Origin of the sequence: Evansella halocellulosilytica (genome assembly GCF_002335745.1) — a bacterium.
Lineage (GTDB): Bacteria > Bacillota > Bacilli > Bacillales > Salisediminibacteriaceae > Bacillus_CA > Bacillus_CA halocellulosilytica.
Genome location: NZ_NIST01000001.1, coordinates 3,091,381 through 3,107,515 on the forward strand (window position 1 = coordinate 3,091,381; position 16,135 = coordinate 3,107,515).

Here is a 16,135-nt window from a genome sequence, read left to right on the forward strand (position 1 = left end):
GCGTAATCTTCGTAAAAAAAGAAAAGTTCTATATTGCTTTGAAAAATAAAATAATGGTACGATGTATGTGACCGTATTTGTAACTGAATCTTATTATGAACGAATTTACGCAAAATCATGAATGATTCGTAGAAAGATCTAAACTACATATTTGCGAATGAGAGCAAGGGGAGAGAGCGGGATTAATTATACTGCCGCCGAAGGAGCAAACGGTTTACGTGAATCTCTCAGGCAAAATGACTCTTGCTTGACGCAACTCTGGAAAGAGCTCGTTATAAGAGACACCCAAGGGGCAACCTTTTGAAAGAAAGGCAAACTCTCAGGTAATAAAGACAGAGACATGTTGGTTTTTTCGGCATGTCTCTGTCTTTTTCTATGGAATCAGTGAAAAGGAATGTTTCAAAAAGTTCATAGGATGTTTGGATATGTTACTTACTCTTAATATAATGAGTGAAAACGGTTACAATGATGTGTTAGAAAAGGTTAGCAGTTAAAGGGAAGGTAACATTGATTATATAGATGTTATAGCGATCAAGAGCGGCGAAGATGTTATTTGTTAATGATGTTCTTGTCTTTACAAAACCTTTTTATGGACACATAACATTACTTGGAGGTGGGAAGATTGTCAACGCAAAAGACACCATTGTATGAAATTTATAAGGAGTACCACGGCAAGACAATTGATTTTGGAGGATGGGAGCTTCCAGTCCAGTTTTCTGGGATAAAAAGTGAACACGAAGCTGTTAGAACGAAAGCAGGATTGTTCGATGTTTCCCATATGGGAGAAATCGAAGTAAAAGGAAGAGGTGCTTTACCTTACCTTCAAAAAATGATGACAAATGACGTTTCGAAAGTCAAAGATCATGCTTGCCAATATACCGCAATGTGTTATGAAGATGGCGGAACAGTGGACGACCTTGTTCTTTATAAGCGCTCTGATGATGACTTTTTACTCGTAGTTAATGCTTCCAACATTGAAAAAGATTATGAATGGTTAAAAAAACACCAATCAGAAGATGTAGAAATCATAAATGTTTCAAGCGATTACGCCCAATTAGCCATTCAAGGTCCTAAAGCGGAAGAAATTACACAGAAACTCACGAAGCAAGACCTGTCAGAAATTACTTTTTTTAAGTTTCGAGAAGGTATTCAGTTAGCTGAAAAGGACGTATTGATCTCTCGTACCGGGTATACAGGAGAAGATGGTTTTGAAATATACTGCAAACCCGAAGATGCAGCAGATCTATGGAAAGCACTTTTAGAAGCGGGGCAAGAAGAAGGAATTGAACCGTGCGGATTAGGTGCAAGAGATACACTTCGGTTTGAAGCAAGGCTTGCTTTGTACGGTCAAGAGCTTACAAAAGATATTACACCTATTGAAGCTGGGATCGGTTTTGCTGTTAAGCCAGATAAAGAAGCTGACTTTTTTGGGAAACGTGTTTTAAAAGAACAAAAAGAAAATGGCCCTAAACGAAAGCTAGTCGGTCTTGAAATGATTGATAAAGGAATTCCGAGAACGGATTATGAAGTTTATAAAAATAATGAAAAAATCGGATTTGTAACAACGGGTACACAATCGCCAACGTTAAAGAAAAATGTCGGGCTTGCAATCATTGATGCTCAATATAAGGCACTCGATACAGAGGTTGAAGTACAAGTACGCAAACGACGCTTAAAGGCGAAAGTCGTTGCAACACCATTCTATAAACGGTCTTAATTTGAGAGGAGATGAAGACAGTGAAATTCAGATATTTACCGATGACCGAAAACGATCAAAAAGAAATGCTTGATACGATCGGAATTAATAGTATCGAAGAGTTATTTTCTGATATCCCGAAAGCTACACGTTATAAAGAGAACTTAAAAATAGAAGAAGCATTAGAAGAACCTAAACTTGTTAAAGAAATGTCCCGTCTTGCTAATAAAAATAAAAACATTAAAGATTATACTTCTTTTCTAGGAGCAGGTGTTTACGAACACTATATCCCTTCTGTTGTCAATCATATGCTTCTTCGTTCTGAATTTTATACGGCATATACACCTTATCAGCCAGAAATCTCTCAAGGTGAACTTCAAGCTATTTTTGAATTCCAATCAATGATTTGCGAGCTGACAGGTATGGAAATTGCAAATTCATCTATGTATGACGGTCCTACAGCCTTAGCAGAAGCAGCAATGATGAGTGCCGGTCATACGCGTAAAAAAACGATTCTCGTGTCAAAAACTGTACATCCGGAAGCACGTGAAGTATTAAAATCAAACGCAGACGGTCAGAACTTAACAGTGATCGAAATTAATGATAAAGATGGCGTCACAGATATTGATGATTTAAAGGCACAATATCATGATGATGTTGCAAGTGTCATTGTTCAATATCCGAACTTTTTTGGGAATATCGAAGATTTAAAAGCAATAGAAGAAGTTGCTCACCAGGGGAAGGGACTATTTATCGTGTCATCAAATCCACTTAGTCTCGGTGTATTACAACCCCCCGGCAGCTTTGGAGCAGATGTTGTCATCGGTGATGCGCAACCATTTGGAATTCCAACACAGTTAGGCGGTCCGCATTGTGGTTATTTCGCAGTCACAAAGAAATTGATGAGAAAAGTTCCAGGACGTCTTGTGGGTCAAACGACTGATGATAAAGGAATGCGAGGATTTGTACTAACACTACAAGCACGTGAGCAGCACATTCGTAGAGACAAAGCAACGAGTAATATTTGTTCAAATCAAGCATTAAATGCACTTGGTGCTGCCATAACCATGAGCGCAATTGGAAAAAAAGGTGTACAGAATATGGCAGCTCAAAATTTGCAGAAAGCACACTATGCGAAAGAACAATTGAAAAAACACGGTGTTGAAATCGTTTATGATAAGCCGTTTTTCAATGAATTCGTTGTAAAGCTGCCAAAGTCAATCAAAGAAGTAAATAAAAAATTGGTCAATCACCATATACTTGGAGGATACGATCTGTCTAGAGCGTATGAAAATAAAGAAAATATGATGTTGGTTGCAGTGACTGAACTGCGTACGAAAGATGAGATTGAGCACTTTGCTTCAGTATTGGGGGGAGTAGAATGAGTCAGAAAGATCAAGCATTAATATTTGAACTTAGTAAAGAAGGGCGTGTAGGGCATAGCCTGCCAGAGCTAGATATTCCTGAAACAAATATAAACGATTTACTGCCTTCTGAATATCAACGTGAGGAAGCACCTGAGCTTCCGGAAGTTTCTGAGCTGCAAATTGTTCGACATTATACAGCATTATCTCGACGTAATCACGGAGTCGATTCAGGGTTTTATCCGCTAGGCTCTTGTACAATGAAATATAATCCAAAAATTAATGAAGACATTGCTCGTCTGCCCGGATTTGCTCATATACACCCTTATCAAGATGAGGAAACGATTCAAGGAGCCCTTGAATTAATGTATAAGCTTCAAGGATCATTAGAAGAAATTACTGGGATGGATCAAGTCACATTACAGCCTGCAGCAGGTGCACATGGTGAGTGGACGGGATTAATGCTAATCCGTGCTTTTCACGAGGCAAATGGAGATATGCAACGTACAAAAGTAATTGTTCCAGATTCAGCTCACGGAACAAACCCGGCATCAGCAACAGTAGCAGGGTTTGAAGCTGTAACGGTAAGATCGAATGAAAATGGAATTGTCGACCTCGACCATTTGAAGGAAGTAGTTGGTGATGACACAGCAGCTCTTATGTTAACAAACCCTAATACATTAGGATTATTTGAGGAAGAAATTCTTGAAATGGCAAAGGTTGTCCATGATGCAGGTGGAAAGCTTTACTACGATGGAGCAAATTCAAATGCGATTTTAGGTATTTCCCGGCCAGGAGATATGGGCTTTGACGTCGTACACCTTAACCTTCATAAAACATTTACGACACCACATGGTGGTGGAGGTCCAGGATCTGGCCCGGTTGGAGTAAAAAGCGATCTCGTGCCATATTTACCTAAACCTTTAGTCGTGAAAGAAGGGGAGTCATACAGCTTTGATTATGATATTCCGCAGTCTATCGGACGTGTGAAGCCATACTATGGCAACTTCGGTATTAATGTTAGAGCTTATACGTACATTCGTACAATGGGACCTGAAGGTTTACGCAAAGTATCGGAATATGCTGTATTAAATGCCAATTATATGTTACGAAGATTAGAACCATATTTCGACACGCCTTATACGCAGCATTGTAAGCATGAATTCGTCTTGTCTGGTAAGCGTCAAAAGAAGCTTGGAGTCAGGACGCTTGATATTGCAAAACGTTTACTAGACTTCGGTTATCATCCACCAACCATCTACTTCCCTCTAAATGTAGAGGAGTGTTTAATGATCGAGCCTACAGAAACAGAGTCGAAAGAAACTCTAGACGAATTTTGTGATGCGATGATTCAAATTGCAAAAGAAGCGGAAGAGAATCCAGAGATTGTTCAAGAGGCTCCTCATCATACGGTCATCGGGCGTCTAGATGAAACGACAGCTGCGAGAAAACCGATTTTGCGTTATATGAAAGAAAATTAACTCATAAACGAGTAAAATAGAGTGGAGGCTGGGACAAAACCTAGTTAAATAAGAGTGGCCCTCACGTCGTTGAGAGCCATTTCTTATTTATCAGGTATTTATTTTATATTGGGGTTGATTGTTCAAAAAACACTCACTTGTGTTTTGGAGTGAAAGAGTCCGCCTTATAGGATTTCGATGATTATGAAAAGGGATGTCCTCAAAATTCTTTTGGCACGGACCAAATGAATAAGGTCCCTTAGGTGACTCTGGTGGTAAAGTGCCCTTATAGGGCGAAATTAAAACCGCCCGTTTTACGGGCGGATACTTATTTATCGTTTATTTTTTTACTTTTCCAGTCCATTTACGGAAGCCGCCTTTAAGCATGTTGAGATCTTCAACCTCCCGTTTTTTACGAAGTATTTTAGCAGCTTGCGTACAGCGGGTGCCATTTTGACAATAAAGGTATACTGGCTGATCTTGACGAATCTCAGTCATTCGATGTCTTAATTGAGACAACGGAATATTTCTAGCTCCGAGAATATAACCTGTTTTAAACTCTCTTTCCTCACGAACATCAATTAGCTGAGCTTTCCGGTAATTCTTTTTAAACTCTTCTTGATCCAGCTGTGTTAAAAATTTCGGTTTCCTCAGCCGCAGGACGATAAAAATAATAAGTATGACGGTTATACCAATTAATACCCAGTTCATGATGTGGGTCCACTCCTTTTTCTATCTAATCAATAAGTCCATTATAAATGATAAACGTAAAAAGATGAACGTGCAACGTTCTAACAAAAAAATTTCCACATAAACCGTTTTTCTTTTCATCTTATCGACTTTTTTTGTATGATAAATAAGGAATGAAATTAGATTTGAATTGGAATAGAGGGATAGTTCATGGAAACTTGGTACTATTTAGATTCTGGTAATCGAAGCCCTGGTTATAATATGGCATTAGATGAAAAGCTTATGAATTGGCACCGTAGAGGTGAAATACCTCCTGTTGTCCGGTTTTACGGTTGGGATCCCCCTACATTATCAGTCGGTTATTTTCAGAAAGTAGAAAAAGAAATTAACTTAGAGGCTGTTCAAAATCACGGTCTAGGCTTTGTCAGACGGCCAACAGGTGGTAGAGGTGTATTGCATGACGATGAGTTAACGTATAGTGTCATCGTTTCTGAAAGTCATCCGAAGATGCCAGAATCTGTTACTGAAGCTTATCGTGTTATATCAGAAGGACTGTTGGAAGGTTTTCGTGAACTTGGTCTTCACACGGAGTTTTCGATACCTAGAACGAGTGAAGAGAAGGAACGCCTGAAAAATCCTCGTTCTGCTGTTTGTTTTGATGCACCTTCGTGGTATGAATTAGTAGTGGAAGGAAGAAAAGTTGCAGGTAGTGCACAAACTCGCCAGAATGGAGTTATTCTTCAGCACGGGTCGATTATTTTATCTTTAGATGAAGATAAATTGTTTGACGTGTTTAAATATCCGAGCGAACGTGTTCGTCAAAGAATGCAAAAAGCGTTTAAAAACAAAGCCGTTCCTATTAATGCAATAGCTGAACGAGAAGTCACGATTTCAGAAGCAAAAAAAGCCTTTTACGAAGGTTTTAAAAAAGGTCTGCATCTCAATTTAGAACCTTTCGAATTAACTGAAACGCAACAGAGAGAAGTTGAAGAATTAGTGAACCGCAAATATGGGACAGATGCATGGAATTATAAAGCATAAAGTGGTGACGAACAGCATGTCTAAAGGGGCATGTTGTTTTTAATATAGGAGAATGTATTGTCGCCGATATGCTGGTGCCCTTGCGCTTTTCATATTCGTCTATTTTTGATATTCTATTAATCTGTTGTTTATATAAACTGCATAGCAATAAGAGAATATATGTCGAAACTTCTTTATGGTCGTCAAACCTTAATATAGTAGCATTTCGCGTTTGTTTATATATGCAAATGACAAAAATCGTGAATATCAATTATTAGCATGATGAAGAATGTCATTTCCTCTTTCTTTTTCACTTTTACATACTTTTATGAAGTTGACATATTTATATTTATTTGTTCACTAATCAATATATAGTACTATTTAACATTCATGGAACACTATATATTGATAATTGTAATTGAACTGTGATATAGTGAGTGAAGAAATAAAGTCATTGGCCAAGCTTGCCAATGACTTAAAGAAATAAATCTATCACATATATTGACTGCAAAAACTATTAATATAAAGGAGAGAAAGCCTGTGACAACGTTTATGTCTACGAAGACAATTAACGTCGAGGAACTGAATCGTGATATTGACCAGTTTCCACAAGTGTTTCCGGTCACTCCAGAAATGAGTATGACTAGAAGCGGAGTATCACGTCTGGTGATGCTTGATCGTTACACCTTTAAGGACACGGAGAAGAAAACTTTAAAAGCCGGAGACTTTGTTGTCTTAACTGTGAAGGAAGACCCTAAATTTCCAGCACGAGGGTATGGAATTGTCCATACTTTAGATTGGAATAAAAAAATAGCTGACATTGCTGTTGACGAAGAGTTTACCGGTATTTTAGAAGATGAAAAGGAAAAAGAAACAGGTATTGTTACGCGTTCACTTGATACGATTGATAAACCGTTAGAGATTTACTATGAGCAAATCGCGAAAAGGAATGCCCGCGGTCTTGCAGAAGTAGAGACGGATCCAAAAAAGAGAGAAGAGTCATTTGAAAAGTTTTATCATGAGCTCGTTCATATGAATTTCGTTCCGGCTGGAAGAGTTCTTTATGGTGCAGGAGCAGAAACGGATGTTACGTACTTTAACTGTTATGTGATGCCGTACATAGCAGATTCACGTGAAGGGATTTCAGAACACCGAAAGCAAGTCATGGAGATTATGAGTCGCGGCGGTGGTGTAGGAACGAATGGATCGACATTAAGACCTCGCAATACATTAGCACGTGGAGTTAATGGTAAATCGTCAGGGTCCGTTTCATGGCTCGATGACATTGCGAAACTTACTCACTTAGTTGAGCAAGGTGGAAGTAGAAGAGGTGCCCAAATGATCATGTTGGCGGATTGGCATCCTGATATTTTAGAATTTATTATTTCTAAAATGCAGAATCCGAGAATTTTACGTTACTTGCTTGAGAACGTAAACGATGATCATATTCAACGTCTCATTAAAGATAAATTAAAGTTCACACCATTATCTGAATTAGAAGAAGCAATGTATCAAGGGATTGTGAATTATAAAGGGATTGAAGGTCAAGGTGGATTCGACCCGAAAGTAATTGCTGAAGCGGAAGAAAAATTAAGAACAGGTGGGACATATTCTGTAAATAACTCGGAATTTCTTACTGGTGCAAACATTTCAGTTTGTATTACGAAAGAATTTATGGAAGCTGTTGAGAAAGATGAAGATTATCAGCTACGCTTTCCGGATGTTGAAAATTATACAAAAGAAGAAATGGAAGCATATAACCGTGAGTGGCATAATTATGGAGATGTCCGTGAATGGGAAGAACTCGGTTTTGGAATCCGTACTTATCGAAACATAAAAGCGAAAGAATTATGGAATTTGATCAATATTTGTGCAACATATTCAGCAGAACCAGGAATATTCTTTATTGATAATGCAAATGAAAAAACAAACGCAAGTGCCTATGGACAAAAGGTTGTTGCAACTAATCCATGTGGTGAACAACCCCTTGCACCATATTCAGTCTGCAACTTAGCGGCTGTAAACCTTGCTGAAATGGCAGATAAAGAGAAAAAAGAAGTTGATTTTGCTAAGCTGGAACAAACAGTTGCTACTGGCGTAAGAATGCAAGACAACGTAATTGATGCGACACCATATTTTTTAGATGAAAATACAAAGCAAGCTAAAGGAGAACGCCGTGTCGGGTTAGGTGTGATGGGCTTGCATGATTTACTTATTTATACAGAAACTGTATATGGTTCAGAAGAAGGAAATAACCTCGTTGATAAAATCTTTGAAACCATTGCTACAACAGCTTATAGGACAAGTATTGATATCGCAAAGGAAAAAGGAAGTTTTCCTTATTTAGTAGGCGGTAATGAAGCTGAAACGAAGCATTTGCGTGATAAGTTTATTAACACAGGTTATATGAAACAGATGCCAGAAGATATTCGTAATGGAATTAAAGAATTTGGTATTCGAAATTCGCATTTATTAACAGTCGCACCAACTGGAAGTACGGGAACGATGGTCGGTGTTTCAACAGGTTTGGAGCCATATTTCTCATTTTCATACTTCCGTAGCGGTCGTTTAGGAAAATTTATCGAAGTAAAAGCAGAAATTTTACAAGAATATTTAGACCGTCATCCTGAAGCTGATGCGAATGAGTTACCAGAATGGTTCGTTTCGAGTATGGAGCTATCCCCTGAAGCCCATGCTGATGTCCAATGTGTCATTCAACGCTGGGTAGATAGCTCATTAAGTAAGACAGTAAATGCTCCACGCGGGTATACTGTTGATCAAGTGAAAAAAGTTTATGAGCGTCTTTATAATGGCGGGGCAAAAGGCGGAACTGTATACGTTGACGGAAGCCGTGATTCACAAGTTCTTACATTGAAAGCAGAAGAAAATGACGTATATGCAGTTGATTTAACAGGTACTTCAGAAGACGATACGAAGAAAGAGCAAAAGCCGGTTGTATTAGTGGATACAATATCTGATGTCCGAAGTACATCTGTGACTTATGGAAGTGAAGTAGGGGATACGTGCCCAGTCTGTCGTCAAGGAACAGTTGAGGATATTGGCGGATGTAATACATGTACGAATTGTAATGCTCAGTTAAAGTGTGGATTATAACGAGAAATAAGAAGAGCGAGCGGTGTTACACACTGCTTGCTTTTTTTATCAATAAAAACGCATAAATCACAGAAAGAAATAAAAAACTAATAAAAAAATGGAAGGGAGTAAAGTTATGCTCATAGACCAAGACGGTTTGTTACTTGCGTATCTCATTAGTCTATCTGTTATCATCTTTGGTTCCATATTCATCGGACAACGAATGGCGAAAAAAGGCGGTGCTCAACGTTCAGTCACGAAAATGATAGCTGGCTATTTAATTTTAACAATTGGGGTACTAACTGCTTTTTTCTTTGCAGCGTATCCTGTAACATATGATAACTATTTAGCGGTTTGGTCAATGGTAGGGAGTATAGCTGTATTATTTGGATTAGGCTTTCTTATTTATTTCATGCAAAATCCTGACAAAAATCTCGTTAAAGCAGTCATTCAAAAGAAACATTCAAATAACGAAAATAACCGCCAGCATTGATGCAATATCTAAAAAGCAAAATAATAGTGGAGGAAACTGATATGAGGGTTCCGTAACGGGACCCTTTCCTTTTTCTTTTATTCGATATCAAAGTGCGCGGTAGTTTCTTAAAGGATTTTATAGTATAATTTTTAAATAAGCTCGTACATACCTATTAAAAAAGAAAACGTACATAGCAAAAAAGATCTTTACTAGTGTGGAAGTTTGGAGGAGACAACATGCCAACACCGAGCATGGAAGATTACTTAGAAAGAATTTACTTATTAATTGAAGATAAAGGGTACGCAAGAGTTTCAGATATAGCTGAAGCTTTAGAAGTGCATCCCTCCTCAGTTACAAAAATGGTTCAAAAATTAGATAAAAAAGAGTATCTTGTTTACGAAAAATACCGTGGACTTATTTTAACATCAAAAGGAAAAAAAGTAGGTAAACGGCTTGTATACAGACATGAACTATTGGAAGAATTTATGAATATTATTGGTGTTGATAAAGAGAATATTTATGATGACGTAGAGGGAATTGAGCATCATTTAAGTTGGGATGCGATTGATCGTATCGGTGATCTTGTTCAATATTTTGATGAGAAGCCTGCAAGAGTAAATGAATTACGAGACGTTCAAAAGAAAAATGATGAATTAGACAGCGAGTCTTAACCAATACAGGTTAAGACCGTTTTTAATATATACTCATTTTTTTCCACGACTCTTATTAAACTATATAGAGGAGGGATGGAGCCCATGAAGGTAGATGGTGTGTTTGCTGGAGGCGGCATTAAAGCACTTGCTTTCGTTGGAGCTTTAGAAGTAATGAATGAGGAAAACATACAGTTTGAACGACTTGCAGGTACGAGTGCTGGAGCAATGACCGCTGCTTTAGTTAAAGCAGGATACAACAGTAAAGAAATTGCATCACTTTTTGATGATATGAAGTTTCAGCAATTGTTAGATCCAAGAATAGGTACGACGGTTTTTCCGTTTATAAGGTGGTTAAGGTTATATCGCAGAATGGGTCTTTATAAAGGTGATGTTTTTGAATCTTGGTTAAAGGGGTTATTAAAGTCGAAAGGGGTATCCTCATTTGCTGATTTACCAGAAGGGTCGTTGAAAATGGTTGCAGCTGATATTACGAATGGTCGAATTTTAGTATTACCGGATGATCTGAAAAAATATGGCATTATTCCCCATTCGTTTTCGGTAGCCAGGGCAATACGAATGAGTTGCAGTTTACCATTCTTTTTTGAACCAGCAACAATTACTGACAGTAATGGCAATAAATCGCTCATTGTCGATGGTGGCGTACTTAGTAATTTTCCAATATGGATCTTTCAAAAAAGAGGGCAAAAAAATTTGAGGCGTCCGGTCATCGGCTTTCGTTTAACACCCTCGCTTGATTCTATTCCCCCGCGAAATGTTACAAATGCATTAACGATGCTTCACTCAATGTTTGATACGATGCGTAATGCACATGACCAACGCTATATATCAAAAGACCATGCAAAAAATATTGTTTTTATTCCAGTCGAAAATGTGACAGCAACACAATTTTCATTAAATGAAGAAGAAAAACAATCATTGATTCAATTAGGAAAATCAAAAACAAAGGCATTTTTAAAATCCTGGTCTTATTAAACGAAAAAAGAAAAAGTATATGAAAAATAGTTTATAAAAAAGCCAGTCTAAGAGAAGACTCGGCTTTTTCCTTTTCTTCCGTACAGCTTTAACATAATGAGTAACCCAGGGACCAAGAGTGTGATCCAGAGACCGACAACAATACCTTTTGTTAACTCCGGGAACGGCAACAAAGGAAAAACAAGCTGGTCAATTCCATAAAAGATAACAAGGCCACCAATACCGATCAAAAGTCCTACAAGCCTTTTAGCAACGTGGTTATTCTCATTGTTTAATCTCACTTTAAATATTTCTAGAGTAACACCGATCCCGCTTCCTAATAGGATGCCTGGATATAATAAATAGTCCATACGAGGATAAATAATGGCTGCTAAAAATAACGGAAGTATCATCGAAAAGGCAAACAAATACGGTTCAGGCATACTCCCAATCCAATCAAGTGTCCGGTAAAATGTGTAAATAATAAACCCACCGATAAAAATGCCTCCAATAATTGAAAAAACAGCGACTTCTGTCATTAGAAGCAAAAACAAACTAAAACTAAGAGGGAGTCCTATTGTTAAAACTAATTGTGAACGATTTTTGGCTAAAGGCATGAAAAATGCAAAGAATGTCATCGTGGCTTGTACACTAATAACCGTTAATGGGATGTGTTCTTCATTTGTGTATAAGTAAGGGAAATAAAGTGTAATAATGTGGGCGATGACAATTGAAAATAACGTTAAATATAACAGTTGAAAACCGACTCGCTTACTTACGTTCCAATAAACGTAACTAAGTATAATTAAAAATATAAACATGAGAACATCAACAGGTATAAACGTATAAAATTCCTTATCTTCTATAAACTCCATTTTATATCCCCCTTTTTTTATGTCATCAAATGTTCGGTATCAAGGAATTTGTTTAAAGAAAAAAACCAAGCATTTAAAATAAAGCTCGGTTCTTTTTCTTATTCTTTTTCCCTTCAATGACCGTTAATTTAACATCTGATTGACGTTTGACAAGAGGTCTGGAATTTCGTTTTTTCTTTTCTTTTTTCTTTTTTGGGAATGGAACCGGTGATGAGTGTTTAGAATGTGATGTCTTTTGAGTGTACCTACCTTTTTGTTGAGTGTAAGGTGTTTGATTCCTCATCATTCTTGGCATGATAAACGTTTTAAAAAGAAAGAACAGGACAGCAGCAAAACCGATCATCATTAAAATTCTCATAATAAACGCTACTGGTTCAGTAAATATAAGATATCCAAGACCGAGCACAGCTAAAATGATTACAGTTAGTACAACCGGGTGATATGAATAACGAAACATTTTCTCACACCTCCTACATAATGATGACACTATGTTACATTATTTATGTTACAGCTTGATGTTGATTACTTAATGATAAAAGGTAGCCAACAACTCTGATAATAATATATAGTAGTTGCTTTTAAATGATTGACTTAAAAACTATTTTGACACCGTTTGAGTACTAATATGACGACAACTGCTGAATATAACATTTACCGTAGAGCTTGACCATCGATCATAGAAATTTTCATGATAACATTCATTATCGTATAATCCTCTTCATTCTTCTATACATTATAATTCTATTCTACATTAAATGTTCTATTCCCTCCATACTAGTCCAAAGTTAATATTACTATTCCCTTAATTAGCGAAAACTACACATGAATTGCAAGACATTGTTCGTTGTTATTCATTATTCTTCATAAAAAGATGCAAGTATTTTTTAAAATAGGACATGCTAAATTGTTGAGGTGAGGTTTTTGAAAAAAACAGAACAAGAACAGCAAAAAAATGAATTAACTATATCATTTCATGCTACTGTTGCATTAATAGGTCTATTTGGAGGCTTTATCTGGAGTGTGATCGGATATATATCGTTTTACTTGAATTTTACTCGAGTCGGCCCGGCACTAGCTTTAATGCCGTGGGCATTAGGAGATTGGAAAAATGGCTGGTTAGGACAATTAATTGGTATTGTATTTATTTCATTACTGTCAATTGCGGTAGCATTTCTTTACCGAATGATCTTTGCAAAAGTAAATCATTGGTGGCCTGGCGTTGTGTTTGGTTTTGTATTATGGGCAGTGGTGTTTGGAGTTTTACAACCGATTTTTCCAGGTTTGAAGCCACTTCCGAGCTTGGATTTGAATACGATTATTACGAATATATGTTTATATGTTGTCTATGGTTTATTTATCGGCTACTCCATTTCCTATGAATATCATGAACGGACTGTTCACGAGGGTGAATCTATTCAAAGCTAAATGACTGTGTTAGAATGTTCCTTGGAACATTCTCTTTTTGTTTACATCATCAAGGTAATAAAAGTTAGTTTAGCTTAAAAGTGAAATCAAAGAGAGAAGCGGTAAGATCATAACTTAAAATCATCCTATTTATTCACCGCAAGATGTTTTCATAGGAGTTGTCTTACATTCAAAATCAAAAGCAGGACTAGTCGGGCTTATAGCTGATTCTTGTAAATCCTTTTTTCATGTGAGGAGAGTGGTGGAATGGATTTGTTAGTATTAAATGGTCCAAACATGAACCGGCTCGGTAAAAGAGAGCCATCCGTTTATGGCCAAAAAAACCTTCAGGACTTAATAAAAGAAAATGAGGAGTATGGTTTATCTCATCAAGTCAGAATTTTTCATAAACAATCGAATTGGGAAGGACAACTCATTGATTGGATCCATGAAGGAGCAGACAGCTATAATGGGCTGATCATTAACCCTGGAGCATTCACGCACTACAGTTATGCTATACGTGACGCGATTGCTGGTGTAGACATTCCTGTCATCGAAGTTCACATTTCAAATGTGCATAGTCGAGAATCTTTTAGAAAAGAATCGGTTATAGCTCCAGTGTGTGTTGGACAAATAAGTGGTTTTGGGTTAGATGGTTATAAAATGGCCATCGATTACTTTATAAGGAGGAGAGACAATGAATCGACTTGAAAAATTAAGAGAAAAATTTTCTAGTAACAAAATTGATGGAATTCTTATTACAAGTAGTTATAACCGCAGATATATGACTGGCTTCACTGGTACAGCAGGGGTTGCGTTAATCTCAGAAACAGGTGCAAAGTTTATTACAGACTTCCGGTATATTGAACAAGCTCAGTCTCAAACGAATGGCTATGACATTGTCCAGCATACTGGAGCGATTCATGAGGAAATAGCGAAACAAGTGAAGGATCTAGGCATTGGAAGGCTTGGCTTTGAGAAGGATCACGTTACTTACAGCACGTTCGATACATATAAAGATTCGATTGAAGCAGAACTTGTCCCAGTAGGCGGTATGATTGAAGATATGCGACTCATCAAAGATGAAAGTGAATTGCGAGTCATTAAAGAGGCTGTCAAAATAGCAGACACTACATTTGAACATATTACAAATTATATTCGTGCGGGAATTAAAGAAATTGATGTGTCCAATGAATTAGAATTTTTTATGAGGAAGCAAGGTGCTGTTTCATCTTCATTTGATATTATTGTAGCCTCAGGTTACCGTTCGGCATTACCACATGGCGTAGCTAGTAACAAAGTAATCGAAAAAGGTGAACTAGTTACACTAGACTTCGGAGCATATTATAATGGATACTGTTCTGATATTACCCGAACGGTTGCTGTCGGTGAACCTGATGCAAAGTTAAAGGACATATATGATACAGTACTTCAAGCACAATTAAGAGGTGTAGATGGAATCAAACCTGAAATGACTGGGAAAGAGGCAGATGCATTAACACGTGATTATATTACGGAAAAAGGGTATGGAGAATACTTTGGCCATTCAACTGGTCACGGTATGGGGCTTGAAGTTCACGAAGGGCCAGGATTATCTGTTAAATCTGACAAAATTCTTAAGCCTGGTATGGTTGTTACCGTTGAACCGGGAATTTATGTAGCTGGTACGGGCGGAACTCGTATAGAAGATGATATTGTCATTACGGAAGAAGGTAATGAAATTTTATCTTCTTCTACGAAAGAGCTATTAATATTGGGCGAATAGTATTATGATTTATTTGAGAGCATTAACAGTAATCGTATTCGTAATGGTTTCGTTAAAGTTCTCACATTCATTTAGGAGGAAAGAGAATGATTTCAGTAAACGAATTAAAAACAGGATTAACAATTGAAGTTGACAATGATATTTGGCAAGTGCTTGAATTTCAGCACGTCAAGCCAGGAAAGGGAGCTGCCTTTGTTCGAACAAAACTTCGCGGACTTAGAAATGGCAGTATTCAAGAAAAGACGTTCCGTGCCGGAGAAAAAGTAGGAAAAGCGCACTTAGATAACAGAAAAATGTCTTATTTATACTCTAGCGGTGATACGCATACTTTCATGGACAACGAAACTTTTGAACAGCTTGAATTGCCTTCAAGTCAAATCCAAGACCAGTTAAATTATTTAAAAGAAAATATGGAAGTATCCATTTTAATTTATCAAGGAGAAACTCTCGGTGTCGAAGTGCCGAATTCTGTGGAGCTTACAGTAACTGAGACTGAGCCTGGTATAAAAGGTGATACTGCATCTGGTGGTACAAAACCTGCAACATTAGAAACGGGATTAACTGTCCAAGTGCCGTTTTTTGTTAATGAAGGAGATGTGCTGGTAATAGATACGAGAAACGGAGCATACGTTTCTAGAGCATAATACATAAAAGAGGCTATCCCTTTG

At 37.3% G+C, this 16,135-nt stretch carries 15 protein-coding genes and 1 riboswitch; of the genes, 12 read left to right on the forward strand and 3 right to left on the reverse strand.

Going from position 1 to position 16,135, the window contains the following annotated elements; translation table 11 throughout:
• The first annotated feature begins 157 nt into the window (after positions 1–157).
• Positions 158–253: riboswitch (glycine riboswitch) on the forward strand.
• A gap of 369 nt (positions 254–622) precedes the next feature.
• From gcvT to gcvPB, 3 genes are read left to right on the forward strand one after another with little or no spacing between them, the layout of a single operon-like run.
• Positions 623–1,717, forward strand: a complete 1,095-nt coding sequence (gcvT, locus tag CD001_RS14815; protein WP_096188447.1) for a glycine cleavage system aminomethyltransferase GcvT — start codon at positions 623–625, stop codon at positions 1,715–1,717.
• Positions 1,718–1,737: 20 nt separating this feature from the next.
• On the forward strand, positions 1,738–3,081 hold the full coding sequence (gene gcvPA / locus CD001_RS14820; protein ID WP_096188448.1) for an aminomethyl-transferring glycine dehydrogenase subunit GcvPA: 1,344 nt from the start codon (positions 1,738–1,740) through the stop codon (positions 3,079–3,081).
• Complete coding sequence (gcvPB, locus tag CD001_RS14825) at positions 3,078–4,541, forward strand: aminomethyl-transferring glycine dehydrogenase subunit GcvPB (RefSeq protein WP_096188449.1); 1,464 nt, start codon at positions 3,078–3,080, stop codon at positions 4,539–4,541. Before gcvPA ends, gcvPB begins: the two co-directional genes overlap by 4 nt.
• Before the next feature lie 318 nt (positions 4,542–4,859).
• Here the strand turns inward: gcvPB and CD001_RS14830 are convergent, their stop codons facing one another.
• Positions 4,860–5,231, reverse strand: coding sequence for a rhodanese-like domain-containing protein (locus CD001_RS14830; protein WP_096188450.1), 372 nt, complete (start codon positions 5,229–5,231; stop codon positions 4,860–4,862).
• Positions 5,232–5,420: 189 nt separating this feature from the next.
• Here CD001_RS14830 and CD001_RS14835 point away from each other — a divergent pair, with 189 nt between their 5' ends.
• From CD001_RS14835 to CD001_RS14855, 5 genes are all read left to right on the forward strand, one after another.
• On the forward strand, positions 5,421–6,251 hold the full coding sequence (locus CD001_RS14835; RefSeq protein WP_096188451.1) for a lipoate--protein ligase family protein: 831 nt from the start codon (positions 5,421–5,423) through the stop codon (positions 6,249–6,251).
• 531 nt (positions 6,252–6,782) lie between these two features.
• Positions 6,783–9,344 carry a vitamin B12-dependent ribonucleotide reductase gene (locus tag CD001_RS14840; protein ID WP_096190623.1) on the forward strand — a complete coding sequence of 854 codons (2,562 nt, stop codon included), beginning with the start codon at positions 6,783–6,785 and terminating at the stop codon, positions 9,342–9,344.
• 115 nt (positions 9,345–9,459) lie between these two features.
• Positions 9,460–9,816: a hypothetical protein gene (locus CD001_RS14845; protein ID WP_096188452.1), complete on the forward strand. Its 357-nt coding sequence runs from the start codon at positions 9,460–9,462 to the stop codon at positions 9,814–9,816.
• Between the two features lie 218 nt (positions 9,817–10,034).
• Entirely contained in the window at positions 10,035–10,469 is a 435-nt protein-coding gene (gene mntR, locus CD001_RS14850; RefSeq protein WP_096188453.1) for a transcriptional regulator MntR, read from the forward strand.
• Between the two features lie 84 nt (positions 10,470–10,553).
• Complete coding sequence (locus CD001_RS14855; protein WP_096188454.1) at positions 10,554–11,444, forward strand: patatin-like phospholipase family protein; 891 nt, start codon at positions 10,554–10,556, stop codon at positions 11,442–11,444.
• A 47-nt stretch (positions 11,445–11,491) separates the two neighbouring features.
• On the opposite strand, the gene CD001_RS14860 is transcribed toward CD001_RS14855, so the two are convergent.
• On the reverse strand, positions 11,492–12,298 hold the full coding sequence (locus CD001_RS14860; protein WP_096188455.1) for a hypothetical protein: 807 nt from the start codon (positions 12,296–12,298) through the stop codon (positions 11,492–11,494).
• Between the two features lie 73 nt (positions 12,299–12,371).
• Positions 12,372–12,755 (reverse strand): SA1362 family protein, encoded by a 384-nt coding sequence (locus CD001_RS14865; RefSeq protein ID WP_096188456.1) that lies wholly within the window; start codon positions 12,753–12,755, stop codon positions 12,372–12,374.
• A 455-nt stretch (positions 12,756–13,210) separates the two neighbouring features.
• On the opposite strand from CD001_RS14865, the gene CD001_RS14870 reads away from it, so the two are divergent.
• The 4 genes from CD001_RS14870 to efp all read left to right on the forward strand — a co-directional run bounded on the left by CD001_RS14870 (position 13,211) and on the right by efp (position 16,111).
• Positions 13,211–13,723, forward strand: a complete 513-nt coding sequence (locus CD001_RS14870) for a YqhR family membrane protein (RefSeq protein WP_407081107.1) — start codon at positions 13,211–13,213, stop codon at positions 13,721–13,723.
• A 246-nt stretch (positions 13,724–13,969) separates the two neighbouring features.
• On the forward strand, positions 13,970–14,413 hold the full coding sequence (aroQ, locus tag CD001_RS14875; protein WP_096188458.1) for a type II 3-dehydroquinate dehydratase: 444 nt from the start codon (positions 13,970–13,972) through the stop codon (positions 14,411–14,413).
• Positions 14,400–15,467, forward strand: coding sequence for a M24 family metallopeptidase (locus CD001_RS14880; protein ID WP_096188459.1), 1,068 nt, complete (start codon positions 14,400–14,402; stop codon positions 15,465–15,467). Before aroQ ends, CD001_RS14880 begins: the two co-directional genes overlap by 14 nt.
• 86 nt (positions 15,468–15,553) lie before the next feature.
• Positions 15,554–16,111, forward strand: a complete 558-nt coding sequence (gene efp / locus CD001_RS14885) for an elongation factor P (RefSeq protein WP_096188460.1) — start codon at positions 15,554–15,556, stop codon at positions 16,109–16,111.
• The last annotated feature ends 24 nt before the right edge of the window (positions 16,112–16,135 follow it).

Coding starts and splice junctions, on each gene's coding strand:
- CD001_RS14865 (WP_096188456.1), bottom strand. CDS start 12,755: ATGTTTCGTTATTCATATCACCCGGTTGTACTAACTGTAATCATTTTA.
- CD001_RS14840 (WP_096190623.1), top strand. CDS start 6,783: ATGTCTACGAAGACAATTAACGTCGAGGAACTGAATCGTGATATTGAC.
- CD001_RS14855 (WP_096188454.1), top strand. CDS start 10,554: ATGAAGGTAGATGGTGTGTTTGCTGGAGGCGGCATTAAAGCACTTGCT.
- mntR (WP_096188453.1), top strand. CDS start 10,035: ATGCCAACACCGAGCATGGAAGATTACTTAGAAAGAATTTACTTATTA.
- CD001_RS14830 (WP_096188450.1), bottom strand. CDS start 5,231: ATGAACTGGGTATTAATTGGTATAACCGTCATACTTATTATTTTTATC.
- CD001_RS14880 (WP_096188459.1), top strand. CDS start 14,400: ATGAATCGACTTGAAAAATTAAGAGAAAAATTTTCTAGTAACAAAATT.
- gcvPB (WP_096188449.1), top strand. CDS start 3,078: ATGAGTCAGAAAGATCAAGCATTAATATTTGAACTTAGTAAAGAAGGG.
- CD001_RS14835 (WP_096188451.1), top strand. CDS start 5,421: ATGGAAACTTGGTACTATTTAGATTCTGGTAATCGAAGCCCTGGTTAT.
- CD001_RS14845 (WP_096188452.1), top strand. CDS start 9,460: ATGCTCATAGACCAAGACGGTTTGTTACTTGCGTATCTCATTAGTCTA.
- aroQ (WP_096188458.1), top strand. CDS start 13,970: ATGGATTTGTTAGTATTAAATGGTCCAAACATGAACCGGCTCGGTAAA.
- CD001_RS14860 (WP_096188455.1), bottom strand. CDS start 12,298: ATGGAGTTTATAGAAGATAAGGAATTTTATACGTTTATACCTGTTGAT.
- efp (WP_096188460.1), top strand. CDS start 15,554: ATGATTTCAGTAAACGAATTAAAAACAGGATTAACAATTGAAGTTGAC.